This is a genomic window from Campylobacter sp. CNRCH_2015_0814 (genome assembly GCF_025772765.1).
Taxonomy (GTDB): Bacteria; Campylobacterota; Campylobacteria; order Campylobacterales; family Campylobacteraceae; genus Campylobacter_D.
Genome location: NZ_JAKMSR010000004.1, coordinates 120,459 through 134,497, shown reverse-complemented (window position 1 = coordinate 134,497; position 14,039 = coordinate 120,459). Strand labels below are relative to the sequence as shown.

Sequence of the window (14,039 nt, the reverse complement as noted above, 5' to 3'; positions counted from 1 at the left end):
GTTCTTTAAGTTTTATATTTTGATTTAAACTTTGAATTTTAGTTAAGTTGTCTTGAATGGTTTGATTTTTATTTGAAACTAGATCGGCTACAAATTCAGCTATTTTATCCCAATACTCAGGCTTCATTTCTTTGAGTTCATAATTTTCTTTATAATTACTTAAATCTTTTTTAGGAAATAATCTTTCTTTATAAGGAAAGAATTCTTTTCTTACCCATTCGTTTGATTCTTCAAAATATTCTATATAAGATTGATAAACATCTCTAGGAGGTGTAATTTTTAACTGTGAATTACAGAAATATTTTTCAATATAAAACAACAAATTTCCACGTAAAAAATTATTTTTTCCAGAAAGAACTAATGGTAATTTTTTATTAACTCTTAATAAAATTTCACTTCCAATAACATCAAGACTTTCGTTTGTTTTATTTGGGATAACAAGCAGCTCATTCCAATTTATACCTAAGCACGAAACAAAATCTTTTAATAAATCTTGCTGATAAAATTCCTTTTTATCAAATAATCTTACAATTAGATTTTCTTTGCCAAAAATTTTTCCCCAATTGGCTAAAGTTTTATTGTGCGAGCATCTGTGTTTTGCTATATTACTTTGCCCCGGTAAATTAAAACACACATCCTGTTCATAACAATTTTTTATACTTTGAGAACAAATCGATTGAAACAATTCAGCAGGTTCTCTTAAATAAATTATTATTTTAATTTTTTTAAAACCTAAATCTTGTAAAATATTTTTACAATGTAAAATATAATCCAAATCAATGAGAGAATCATGTAGCATCTCCGAAGATATAATTATATTTTTAAATCCGCGAATTTCTTTACGAAATAAACTTAATTTTTCAATATCTTGTTTTGAAAATCCCCTAACCTTAGTTGCTTTTATTATTGAAGCCAATTCTCTATGCTGAGACCATTCTCTAGAATATTGCTCTTCGAACCCTCGCAATGACTTAGGATATAAAAAACCTTCATTTATTAGAAAATCATAATTTTGTTTTAAAAAATCTTGTATAGAAGTAGTGCCAGTTTTAGCTATTCCTATATGCAAATAACATGTCATTTAATTTTCCCATCTAAAAATCTCAAAATCATATCCACATTCTCATTAAGATCTTCTTTTATTATGTGTATATGCGGGTTTTTAGGTTTTTCATAAGGACTGTCTATACCTGTAAAATTTTTAATTTCTCCATTTCTTGCTTTTTTATAAAGTCCTTTTGGATCTCTTTTTTCACAAATTTCCAAAGGTGTATCAACAAATATTTCTATATATTCATCCTCATCCAAAAGATCTTTTATAAGCTTTCTATCTTTTTCAAAAGGTGATATAAAAGCGCAAAGTACTATCATACCAGCATCTACAAAAAGCTTACATACTTCTCCTATACGTCTTATGTTTTCTACTCTTGAAAGCTCATCAAAACCCAAATCTTTATTAAGTCCATGACGCACATTATCTCCATCTAAAAGATAAGTATGAAAACCTTGCTCAAAAAGTTTTTTTTCAACCGCATTAGCCAAAGTAGATTTACCACTACCACTAAGTCCACTAAACCATAAAACACATGGTTTTTGATTTTTAAGTTTAGCTCTTTGAGTTTTTGTAATGCTACTTGTATGCCAAGTTAAATTTTTACTCATTTTTTTCCTTAAAAACTAAAAAATACCGGAGTTATAGTTAAAACAATAGCTGAATAAGTCAAAGAAACTATCCATCCTATTTTTATAAAATCAGTAGTTTTATACCCACAAATTGAACCTACCATCAAATGAGTTTGATAACCATGTGGCATTAAAAAAGCACAACTTGCCCCATAAGCAACCGCTAATATAAACGGAGTTGGATTAACTTCAAGCGCTAAAGCAGTACTATAAGCAATAGGAAAAGCCAAAGCTGCGGCAGCGTTATTGGTAATGATTTCAGTTAAAAGTAAAGTTAGAAGATAAATTCCCACAAAACTACCATATAATCCATATACCCCAAAAGTTCCTATAATAAACCCAGCCAAATCTTTAGCTAAACCACTATCAACTAAAACTTTAGTTATAGCTAAAGAAGATCCTACTATGATAAAAATTTCCAAAGGAAAGCGTCTTTTTACTTCATCAAAACTTATGATTTTAAATATAAATAAACAAGCTAAAAACACTAGCAGCGCTTTAAGCAAAGACACTAATTCCAAAGCAGATAAAGCAATGATGGCTAAAAACACAAAAATCACTATAAAACTTTGAATATTACTTAACTTTTGATTTTGCATGATATTTGAGATAATGTAAAAGTTTTTATTGATATTATCTCTTGAGTGAAAATCCTTACCTATACTTAAAATAAGCCTATCTCCAGCTTGTAATAAACTTTGGCCAATTTTTGAAATATTTTTTGAACCTCTTTTTAAGGCTACAATCCCTGCATCAAATTTAGCTCTAAAGTTTGCTTCCTTAACACTTTTTCCTATCAAGTTTGACTCAGAATTTATAACAACATCTACTAAATTTAATGTTTCTAATTTCAAATCTTGTGAGCCAATTTGCAAGCCATCAAATTTTTTCAAAACTTCTAAATGCGCAATATCTCCACTAAAAACTAATACATCTCCTTCTTTAATAAGCTCATTGTGACTAACAGGGGTAATAAGCTCATCTTTTCTTTGAATTTCAAGTAAAAACAAAAACTCTAAATTTCTTAAGCCATTTTCTTGTATAGTTTTCCCCGCTAATGAGCTATTTTTTAAAACCTTAGCATTGATTAAATACTCATTGATGACATTTTCTTTTTCTTTATACTCAGGCAATAAAAAGCTAAAAATCAAAAGTACTACAAGCACACCAATACTTATACAAAAACCAACTGCAAAAAAATCAAAAATCTTTAAACTTTCCAAACCATTTTGCACTACAAAAGAATTGACTATCAAGTTAGTTGAAGTACCTATCAAAGTCATCGTTCCGCCAACTATGGAAAAATATGAAAGTGGGATGAGTAGTTTAGAAGGAACTTGAAATTTGTTATTTTTTATAATACTCATAAAACTTGCCACTACTGCAGTATTATTTAAAAAAGCTGAAATACTAGCTGTAACAACTCCAAGCTTTAAAAGCGACAAGTGATAATTTTTACCTATGATGAACTTAGAACACCAACTTATCACAACGCTTTTTTCTATAGCCAGTGAAACTAACAAAAGCAAAATAAGCACTATCAAAGATTCACTCGTGTAAGAGCTAAGCCAAGTATTTAAATTTAAATATCCCAAAAGATAATAAAGCACAGCTACACTACCAAATAAAATAAAAGGTTTAATTTTATTGCTAATTAGCAAAATAAGCAAGATTAAAATACTTAATGCAACAATAATTTTCATATTTTTTTACATTCCCATTCAGGATAGTTTTTTCTAATGTAAGCATTAAGTTCTATTTCTGCTTGAGTGTAAATTCTACTCTTTTCTTCGCTTGCTAAAATTTCTTCTACCATACCCGCTGCTAAGGTTTCATTAGAGTATTTATCTATGATGATAAAACTTCCTAAAATTTTATTGTCCTTGTAAGCTTTAAGGGCTGTTTTTTTATTAAGCTTTAAGGTGCATTTAGCAATATCATTGAGTTTTAATTCATCGCTTTGAAATTCTTTGAAAGTATTAATGTCTTTTTTAAAATCAATTTTTTCAAATACTACATTAGTAGTTAAATTTGCTATTTTGATAAGATAGTTTTCATTTAAATTAAATTTAACCTCACTCATCCATATTACCATAGCTTTAAAAGAATTTGAAATTTCTATACTATGATTTTTAGAAGCTATTACATCGCCTCTTGAAATGTCTATCTCATCTTCTAAAGTTAAAGTTATAGCACTTGGAAAGCTAGCATTTTTAGCACTTTGAATTTTTTCATTTTTATCGGGTACATTCAAGTTTTTAATACTAGGTGTGATGATTTGTTTTACTTTACTTGTTTTTAAAGAAGGTAAAATCACAACTTCATCTTTGATATTTATACTACCACTAGCAATATTTCCACAAAAACCTCTAAAATTTAAGTGAGGACGATTGACATATTGCACACTCATGATAAACTCATCACTTAAACTAGTAGCAATAGGCAAAGTATCTAAAAGCTCAGATAAGGTTTTTCCACTATACCAAGGCATATTAATACTTTTAGAAGCTATGTTGTCTCCATCTAGTGCACATATAGGAACAAAATAGGTTTTAATATGCTCATGATTTTTTAAGTATGGTAAAATTTCTTGATAATTTTTACAGATTGTATTAAAAATTTCTTGATTATAATCAATCAAATCCATTTTATTCACAGCAATAATAAATTGCCTTATACCAAGCAAACTCACTATATAAGAATGTCTTTTAGTTTGAGTTAAAACCCCTTTTCTAGCATCTATAAGTATGATAGCAATATCAGCTGTACTAGCACCTGTTGCCATGTTTCTAGTGTATTGTTCATGGCCTGGAGTATCCGCTATGATGAATTTTCTTTTTTCACTTGTGAAAAATCTATATGCTACATCTATGGTTATACCTTGCTCTCTCTCGCTTGCAAGACCATCTACTAAAAGTGCAAAATCAAGCTTTTCCCCTGCATTGCCAAGCTTTTTACTATCTTTTTCTAAAGATAAAATTTGGTCTTCAAAAAGCATTTTTGTATCATAAAGCATTCTACCTATAAGGGTAGATTTGCCATCATCTACACTACCACAAGTGATAAATCTACAAAGCTCTTTATTTTCATGTTCTTTTAGGTATTTTTCTACATTTGTTTTCATTAAAAATACCCCTCTTTTTTCTTTTTTTCCATACTTGCTTCCTCATCAGTGTCTATAAGCCTACCTTGTCTTTCACTTGTTTTAGAAAGTAAAAGCTCTTCGATGATTTCTAAGACATTGCTAGCACTTGAGTTTATGGCTCCTGTTAGCGGGTAGCAACCTAGGGTTCTAAAACGGACTAATTCTTCTTTAGCATTTTCAGTAAGTTCTTTTGGCATGCGCTCATCATCAACTAAAATTTTAGCCCCCATATACTCCGTAACCGGTCGCTTTTTAGCAAAATAAAGACTTGGTAAAGGAATATTTTCTTTGTAAATATACTGCCATATATCAAGTTCAGTCCAATTGCTAAGCGGGAAAACTCTTATGGATTCACCTTTTTTATGACGACCGTTGTAAATATCCCATAATTCTGGGCGTTGATTTTTTGGATCCCATGAGTGATTTTCATCACGGAAAGAATAAATTCTTTCCTTTGCACGCGATTTTTCTTCATCTCTTCTTGCACCACCAAATACCGCATCAAACTGATATAAATCAAGCATTTGTTTTAAACCTTGTGTTTTAGCAATATCTGTATGCATAGATGAGCCATGTGTAAATGGAGAAAGATTTAATTCTTTGATTTTAGGGTTTTGATAGACTATAAGTTCCATGCCAAGCTCTTTGGCACGTTTGTCTCTAAATTCTATCATCTCTTTAAATTTCCATGTGGTATCTACATGCACTAAAGGAAGCGGGGGCAAGCTTGGGTAAAATGCTTTTTGTAAAAGATGAAGCATAACAGAACTGTCTTTACCTATACTATAAAGCATAGCTGGTTTTTCAAACTCAGCTATCACCTCACGGATGATATGAATAGACTCTGATTCTAAGTATTCTAAATGGGTCATTTTTTTACTCTACTATAAAATATGGATTTTAATAAATCAATATATACTCTTATTTTTATAATATTTATTTCTAGTACAAAATCCTTTTTTTATTTTTGAATCATTTATTCTTGCAAAATTCCCTCTTCAACTTCCCAATTTCAAACCATAGCTTAACATACCCACCCTTATACCAAGTTTTATTAGCCTGTATAAGAGCTTGTCCTAGTTTATAAGAAAGATGATTTTTAAGTTTTAAGGCTTCTTTATAATCAGGATAATCTTCTAATGGGGGTAATGCTAAAGAAGGATCTTTTTTTATTTTTTCTTGGTAATTTTTTTGTTCTTGTTTGTGTTTATCTTTTATATAAGATAACACAAAAGGCATTCTTATATAACCTAGTATAGATTTAGAATTTACTATCATAGCTTGACCTAGTTTATATGAGAGTTGGTTTTGGATACGAGACTTGGCTGAAGAGCTGACAGTAATTATTTTTATTTCTTGATTTGCAAACGATAAAAAATGCTTAGAAGTTATCACTATAAATTTTTCTAAAATATGAATAAAATCTTTACTTGTATCTATCGGAATTCTAATGATATTTTGATCTGGTTTTTTGATTATGCTAAAGTTAAACATTGATAAATTAGAAACTAACAAATCGAATTGTTTAATATAAAAATCACTCAAGACCAAATCAAAAAAAATTTTCGTACCCCACTCGCCGTAACCGTATTGAAATTCTATTTTATAATAAAATTTTTTAGGCTCTAAAAAAGAAGAAAAAATATCAAAAGACCTTCTCGAATGTGAAATTAAAAAATTAATATAAAATCCATATTCTTTTAATTTATAATTAATTAAAACATTCAATATAGGATATATACCATAAAATAAATTATAAGAAAATAAAAATTGATAGAGATCACTTTGATCTTTTATTGGTAAATTATATTGCCTGAAATCGATATTCGTTATTTCATTATAATTATTATTCCAAACTTTATTATTTACATGCCACTCTTGAAAAGATATATAACTGATAAAACTTGACCAAAATTTCATATCAGTTCCAGCATGAATTAAAATGCTATGCTTAGAGTTATTTGGCAATGTATTCACTTTGTCTGCAACATAAACACTCAATTTATATTTATAAATTAATACCCCAAATGGTATTTCATCACCCCATGCATTTCCATTTAAAAAATCTTTATCATACAAATCTTTAAGAATTGAAAAACATTCCTGTTTTAAATTTTTAACATTTAATTTAAGTATACTATCATTAAAATGTATAAATCCCCCATTTGGTTTGATTGCATTGATATTTTTATCATTTTGATACTCACATTGTAGATATTTGATTAATATAGCAGATCCTCCTTTTGTGATTGTTCCATCTAAATTAAATGATAAAATATTACATATATTACCAAGTAATAACATATCAATATCTAACCATACAACAGATTGGTATTTTTGTAAGAAATCAAAAATATAAAATTTAGCATAAACAAGATGAAAACCAAATCTATTAGATAACTTAATTTTTCCAATACAACCAACATCTTCTAGAAAGTCATCTTTAGAGTATTTTTTAAATATGATTTTTTTAGGCCAAATAGAACTAATTTTATCAATATTTTCTTTATCAATATTATCATACATAATAATAATTTCTGCGATATTATTATAACAATACCTTTTTATTCCAATTATCATATTTGCAAGAGCAAATAATAGGTTATTATCACAAGCCATTAAAACCGCAACTTTATTCATAAAAATCCTTAACTATTTTTTCATATATTCTCTCACAACATCTACCATCTCTAAAAGTAAAAGTTGAATCTATATTATCTTTATAAACACCAAAAGGTTTACAATCGTTTCGCAATAAGTTTTCTAATTCTTTTAATAAATTTTCTTGATTCTCAACAGCTGGCCCAAAACCATCTTTTTTATAATCAAAATACCCTTTTTGCAATGTGTGGGAAGTAAAAAAGTCCTCTTTATCAAATTGATAATAAATTACTGGTTTTTCTAGATACGCCATCTCAAAAGCCACGCTAGAATAATCTGTAATCATTAAAGATGAATTGCAAAATAGCACTTGTAAGCTTTCGTCTTGATTGGCTATTTTTATATAAGACGGAAGATTAAATTCTTTTAAGTATGGCATAATGTTAGGATGAGGATTAAAAACTATGGTATAAGAATATAGTTCACATAGTTTTTTTAAATTATTGTTATTTAACAAAGAATTCCATTTTTGAAAATATTCGCTTTGTTTAAAATTTTCTTTTAATTCTCTTACCCCTGAATTCTCTATCATCAAGCCACTTAAATACTGTCTCCAGGTTGGCATAATAAGAATTTGTTTAATATTAATATTTTTATTTTTAAGCAATTCATCATGTCTTGCAAATCCAGCTAAAACAACCTCTTTTTGTCCAAACTTGTAATGAGTATAATTCTTTATAATCGAATTAATTTCCATTTGCGTTGAAACAAAAAATAAATTTATTTTTCTATTATTTAACCATTTTGAAACATCATTTTGCGTGACACCATGTTGTAAGAAAATAAACTGCTGTCTAGATGTAATATATCTCATTAAATACTCATCAGCATGAGAACTAATAACTTTAGAAGCTTTTTTTATAATCCTTTCAAATTTAAAACTTCCAAAATCTACTAAAGCAAACCCTTCTTTTTCTAATCTTTTCCAATCTAAACTCTCTTTTCTTAACGCAAAAACTATTTCTTGCTCAGGATGATTTTGCATAATATATCTATATAAATGCTCTGCATTATCATCTGCCTCATAGTCTCTATCCATTAAAAGCCAAATATTACTCTTTGGTAGTCTTTTTTGAAATTCTTTTCTGATACTTTTAATATCTAAGGAATATTCACCATACTTACCAATCATGCTTTGCTTGTCATTAATCCATATCTCTAATTTATCTTTGGCATTTTTTGGTATATGAGCCCATAATCTTTTTTGATAACAAAAGACCCTATCTAAAAAATCATATTTAACTATCTTTTTATATTCTACATGCACTTCTTCTCCTTCTATAAGAATGCTTTCTATATCTTCATCATCTCCAGTATAATAAGTAATTAAAATTTGCTCTTTGTAAGGATCATAATCTTCTATATAAGCTATCTGAAATGGTGGTTTTTCACTTTTGAAACAATTTAGAATTCCTACTTTATAAAAAAACCAACAACCGGCTAAAGAAAAATTAGCCACTATTTCCATTTCAATAAAAGAGAAAATTTTATCTAGTAAATTTAAGTATTCTTGTTTTTCGTCTTTTCCCATAAAAGATAATTTTTCAGGAGAATTAATAAGAGGTTTGATTTGCCAGCATAAATCATATAAAACCAAATTTTGTATAAACAAAGGAATACTCCTCTTATTTTTTATGCAATCGCTTAAAATCTTTAAGTATCCATTTCTAGTCACATTTAAATAATAATCTTTTGATTTTAATTTTAAATCCAAAGTTGAGCTACCATCTTCTCTTTTTCTATAAAAATATTTTGCTTTTGGTAAAAAAACACTTTTTAAATTAATATTTTCCAATAAATACTCATTTACAAATTTGGCATCTTCGAAATTAGGTTTGATTTTCTCATTAAATGCTAAGTATCCTATATAATAAATATTTACAAAACATGAATTTATAAATAGCTGTATAAAATTCTCGAGATTATAATTTCTCTTAATCTGCACTCCATTTTTAAATTTAAAATTTAAAGCATGGTTATCTTTGTATATTCGTTGTTTTTCATGATAAAAAATTACATTACACCCTACCATACAAACATCATCATCTTGATGAGTTGATAAAAACTTATCTACTTCATAAAAATAATTTCTATCTAAAAAATCATCCGGATCGGTAAAAGTAACCCAAGGGGTTTTATAATTATTTTCTTGCATATATTTTAGGCCTAAATTTCTAGCACTAGCTTGCCCACCATTTTCTTTATAAAGATAAACAATGTTTTTTGGATATTTTTTTTGATATTTTTTAATAATATTTGCAGAATTATCAGTAGAACCATCATCTACTAATATCATAAAGATATTTTTTTTAAAATCAAGTCTTTGGTTTATGATGGAATTAAAATAATCGTCTAAATATTTTTCTACATTGTATACAGCTGAGATTATTGTGTATTGAGTAAAGCCTTTGTGTTTTTTAGGAAGGTATTTTTTATATACTTTACTCAACCAAAAAACTTTTTTTTCTATAGCATCTTTGAAGAATAGTTTCGGGTTAGTTCTAAGCTTTCTTAATTTTTTAAAATTTAAAACCATATTTAACCTTTAAGCGACATGATTTTTAGTCCAATACCATGCAACGATTGAATTAATTTTTGATTTTTTAAGCTCAAAGCCTGCTGGTAATCTCTGTAAAATTCTAATGGCAATCTTTTATTTAAAACATTTCTTTTAATACTTTTTTTATATTCTATGGTGTCTTTTTGATGTTGTAAAGATACTCTAATAACGCTAAAGGGCAAAGTTAACTTTAATATACCTTTTTTTCTAGAGAGTTCTTTTGTAAGTTTATACGAAAGATATTTTTTCACTCTATCAACTGCTCCTAAGGGTTGATTTTGTATATATATTTTTAAATTTTTAGTATATTTTTTTAAACACAATGGATCTTTCTCAAATCTCTGTAAAGTTAAAGCCTTATTACAAACTACTGGTAAAAAATGTGTTTTTATATCTTCACTCAAATAGTGATTAGAATTAATAAATTTGATAAAATCTAATGTGATTTGCATCCAGCTTACACTTTCATAGTATAGTCTAGCCTTGCTCGAATTCTCAAAAGCATCTATTTTTTTAAGATGTGAATTAGGATGTATTATCCATTTTTTATTAGTAAAATTCATAGAACTTAACTCTCTTAAGCGATAAATATATATTTGCTTTGGAAATATATAAATATTTTTACTTAAAGCAAATAGTAACACTCCAAAATGGCAATCTTCTGCAAAAATTCCATCAATAAATTTTAATTTTATATTTTTTAAAAAAATAAAATTAACCATACCTTGCCAAGCAAACCAAAAATAAAAAAGTTTTCTTTCTCTAGCCTTCTCTAACCATTCTTTAGGCGTGATGATAATCTCATTTTTGTAATCAAAATAAGTCATTTGGCTAATGTGTTTTCTTTTAACTTTATCATATAAAGGTCTATAGTCAAACCACAACACATTAACTCCATCCATTCTAGGTACACATTCTTCTATGCAGTTTAATTCCCAATAATCATCAGAATCTAAAAAGATGATATAATCTATAATAGGATAAGTAAAGTTGGTTAAATCTTGTTCATTATTAAAAGCTTTATAGCTTTTATATACAGTGTATATTTCATAAGGATTATTACCTTCTATATTAAATTCTATTAAAGAATTTTCTTTTATAGTTTGAGTTTTATTTTTGAGTTTATATTCTCCACTAAAATATTCTATACCCACATTTCTTGCTGTGCTTTGTCCACCATTTTTTTTATCAAAAAGAGTGATTCTTTTATCTTTTAAAGTATATTCTTTTGCAATATTGAGTGAGTTTTCATCTGTACTACCATCATTTACTAGTATGATTTCTAAATTAGTATAAGTTTGATTGATAACACTATCTAAACATTCTTTTAGATATTTTTCTACATTGTATATGGGGATTACTATGCCGATGGTTTTAGTTTGCATTTTTAAACTTTTTAAAAAATTTAGAATCATTAAAAAATACTTTTGGGTTATAAAAAAATTTTTGAAGTAAACGATAAAATTTTGTGTGAGAAAATTTAGTTTGTATAAGCTTTAAACCTATATATCTATTAAACATTTTTATAAATGAGAATGATGAAATCTCGTATATAAAAGGCTTATAAATCAAGGAATTTAAACTATATTTGCTTTTTTGAATATCTTTAAAAAATATTTTTTTATTTTCTAAATTTATTTTATAAAATTTTATAATTTCTTGTTCTTTTTTACCAAAACAGTATAAATCATTAATTAAAAAATTTACAAAAAAATCTAAATCGTTTTTATCTATATTTTTTTCTACCATAAAATTTAAAATTTTACTCTTGTCTTCTTTTGATAAGCTTTTTAAATATAATTTTGTTTGCATTATTTCATCTTGATATAAAGTTTTATCAAATTCTAACATTTTATTTTTACTACTAGTTATCAAATATGACTCTGGTAAAATTCCTTTTTCAAAATAAACAATCTCTAAATCTAGTTTTTTAAAAAAGTCTAATAGATTTTTGTTTTTAATGTACTCATTTAAAAGTAAAACTTTATGAATTTGTTTTTCCGCGATTATACTTTCGAGTTCTTTTTGGCTTTTACTTATTAAATTATCTTCATTTATGCATACAATGTTACCTATATAAGGTAGTATTTCTTTTATAGAACATAATACTTTCTTAGGGTGAATAAACAAAACATTATCTTGATAAACACTTTTATCACATAAATGCTTTATAGAATGCGCTTTGATATTTAACATATGCTTATAAAATCTTTGATGATTTTTGTGCTTATTATCCATATAACCATTTTGATTTGGTTCATCATGATGAAAATGATATAAATATATCCCATGAAAACTTGCTTCATATCCAAGTAAAGCAAACCAAGCTCTAAATCCTTCAAAATTTTTAAAATTCCAATTTCTTGCATCATAGTTTAAATTAACTGGTATTTGCTCTAAATCAATACAAGAGTATAAAATTCTTGCTAAAAGATCAAAATCTTCATATCCGTGGCCTATAAATTGCTCATCATTTCCACCAAGCATTAAAAACTTATGTTTATTAATCACTATACTAGAAGTGGAACTTGGGGCAAAAAATTTGATCCACTCTTTTTTCCCACTAATTAAATCATTCTTTATCAAACCATCCCATATTTTTTTATCTTGATTTCCAATAAACTCACTACCATTTTGATTTAAAAATACAACTGGTAAAGATAAAATATAATTTGGCTTTAAAGCTATTTCTTTAACATTAATAAGATCTAAAATATACTCTAAAGATTGTAGTGATAAATAATAATCCACATCTAAAAACATCACCACGTCTGAATTTGCAAAAGATGCACCCAGATTGCGACATTTTCCCTGCGAGAAAAAATCTTTTTGGTTTTCATCTTTAAGGTAAATATGTCCATTTTCTTCGATAACACGCTTTAAATCATTTTCTAAAGAAGAATATCCTTCAACAAAAATATATTCAACTCTATCATCACTTTTAAACTCGCATGCTTTTTGACTAACACGATCTTTTATATAAATTCTTTCTTTACTTAAACCAAAAGGAATAATAATAGAAAGTTTCACACATTTCCTATCGCATAAAGTTGTATAATACCCACTATTTTTTCATTTTGAGTGACAACTATCTCTTTGATTTTATATTTTAACATAAGCTCTTCTGCTTCACTTGCCATAGCACTTACTTCTATGGTTTTTGGACTCTCGCTCATGATTTCTTTAGCTTTAAAATCAAATCTTGGCTTATCATTTGCTCTTAAAGCCCTTCTTAAATCACCATCTGTGATGATTCCAACTAGTTTTTCATTCTCAAGTACTATGCAAAGTCCTAACTTGCCACTAGTCATCACATCAACTAGCTCATTAAATTCACTCTCAGGACTTACTATAGGTAGATTATTTGATACCATCAAATCACCTACTCTAGTTAAAAGCTTTCTACCCAAGCTTCCCCCTGGATGAAATAAAGCAAAATCATCAGGTCTAAAATTCCTTGCCCTCATCAAAGCCACTGCTATAGCATCACCCATGGCTAAAGTAGCCGTGGTAGAAGAAGTTGGAGCAAGTTGAAGCGGGCAAGCTTCTTTTTTTACTGCTATATTTATAAAAATATCTGCTTGTTTAGCTAGGGTAGAGTTTTGATTGCCCGCCATGACAATTAAAGGAATTTTTCTTTTTTTAATCACTGGTATGAGTTTTAAAACCTCTTCAGTTTCTCCTGAATTTGAAATAGCCAAAAGCACATCCTCGCTTGTAAGCATACCAAGATCTCCATGCAAAGCTTCACCTGGGTGCATAAAAAAGCTTGGAGTACCTGTGCTAGCTAAGGTCGCAGCTATCTTAGCTCCTATATGGCCTGACTTACCCATGCCACTTACTACACATCTGCCTTTGATAGATAAAATCAGCTCAATGGCTTTATTAAAACCTTCATCTAAATTATCACGTAAATCTAAAATTGTTTTTGATTCTATCTCAAAAACTTCTTTGGCTATTTTAATCGCATCCATTTGACTCATCTAAATT

Annotated in this window: 10 protein-coding genes; all 10 read right to left on the bottom strand. The window is 27.7% G+C overall.

Annotation, left to right across the window (positions count from 1 at the left end):
* A partial coding sequence (locus tag L8X24_RS03460) for a hypothetical protein (protein ID WP_263663652.1) occupies positions 1–1,081 on the bottom strand: 1,081 nt, incomplete at its 3' end.
* Positions 1,078–1,662 carry an adenylyl-sulfate kinase gene (gene cysC, locus L8X24_RS03455; RefSeq protein WP_263663651.1) on the bottom strand — a complete coding sequence of 195 codons (585 nt, stop codon included), beginning with the start codon at positions 1,660–1,662 and terminating at the stop codon, positions 1,078–1,080. The genes L8X24_RS03460 and cysC, both read right to left, overlap by 4 nt.
* 8 nt (positions 1,663–1,670) lie before the next feature.
* Positions 1,671–3,386, bottom strand: a complete 1,716-nt coding sequence (locus tag L8X24_RS03450; RefSeq protein WP_263663650.1) for an SLC13 family permease — start codon at positions 3,384–3,386, stop codon at positions 1,671–1,673.
* Positions 3,383–4,807: a sulfate adenylyltransferase subunit CysN gene (gene cysN, locus L8X24_RS03445; protein ID WP_263663649.1), complete on the bottom strand. Its 1,425-nt coding sequence runs from the start codon at positions 4,805–4,807 to the stop codon at positions 3,383–3,385. The genes L8X24_RS03450 and cysN overlap by 4 nt, the downstream gene beginning before the upstream one ends.
* Entirely contained in the window at positions 4,807–5,700 is an 894-nt protein-coding gene (gene cysD / locus L8X24_RS03440) for a sulfate adenylyltransferase subunit CysD (RefSeq protein ID WP_263663648.1), read from the bottom strand. Before cysD ends, cysN begins: the two co-directional genes overlap by 1 nt.
* A gap of 100 nt (positions 5,701–5,800) precedes the next feature.
* Complete coding sequence (locus L8X24_RS03435) at positions 5,801–7,468, bottom strand: glycosyltransferase (RefSeq protein WP_263663647.1); 1,668 nt, start codon at positions 7,466–7,468, stop codon at positions 5,801–5,803.
* Entirely contained in the window at positions 7,461–10,025 is a 2,565-nt protein-coding gene (locus L8X24_RS03430; protein ID WP_263663646.1) for a CDP-glycerol:glycerophosphate glycerophosphotransferase, read from the bottom strand. Before L8X24_RS03430 ends, L8X24_RS03435 begins: the two co-directional genes overlap by 8 nt.
* Positions 10,026–10,027: 2 nt before the next feature.
* Positions 10,028–11,434 carry a glycosyltransferase family 2 protein gene (locus L8X24_RS03425; protein ID WP_263663645.1) on the bottom strand — a complete coding sequence of 469 codons (1,407 nt, stop codon included), beginning with the start codon at positions 11,432–11,434 and terminating at the stop codon, positions 10,028–10,030.
* Positions 11,424–13,079 (bottom strand): galactosyltransferase-related protein, encoded by a 1,656-nt coding sequence (locus L8X24_RS03420; protein WP_263663644.1) that lies wholly within the window; start codon positions 13,077–13,079, stop codon positions 11,424–11,426. Before L8X24_RS03420 ends, L8X24_RS03425 begins: the two co-directional genes overlap by 11 nt.
* Positions 13,076–14,023 (bottom strand): KpsF/GutQ family sugar-phosphate isomerase, encoded by a 948-nt coding sequence (locus L8X24_RS03415; protein ID WP_263663655.1) that lies wholly within the window; start codon positions 14,021–14,023, stop codon positions 13,076–13,078. Before L8X24_RS03415 ends, L8X24_RS03420 begins: the two co-directional genes overlap by 4 nt.
* Positions 14,024–14,039 lie beyond the last annotated feature (16 nt).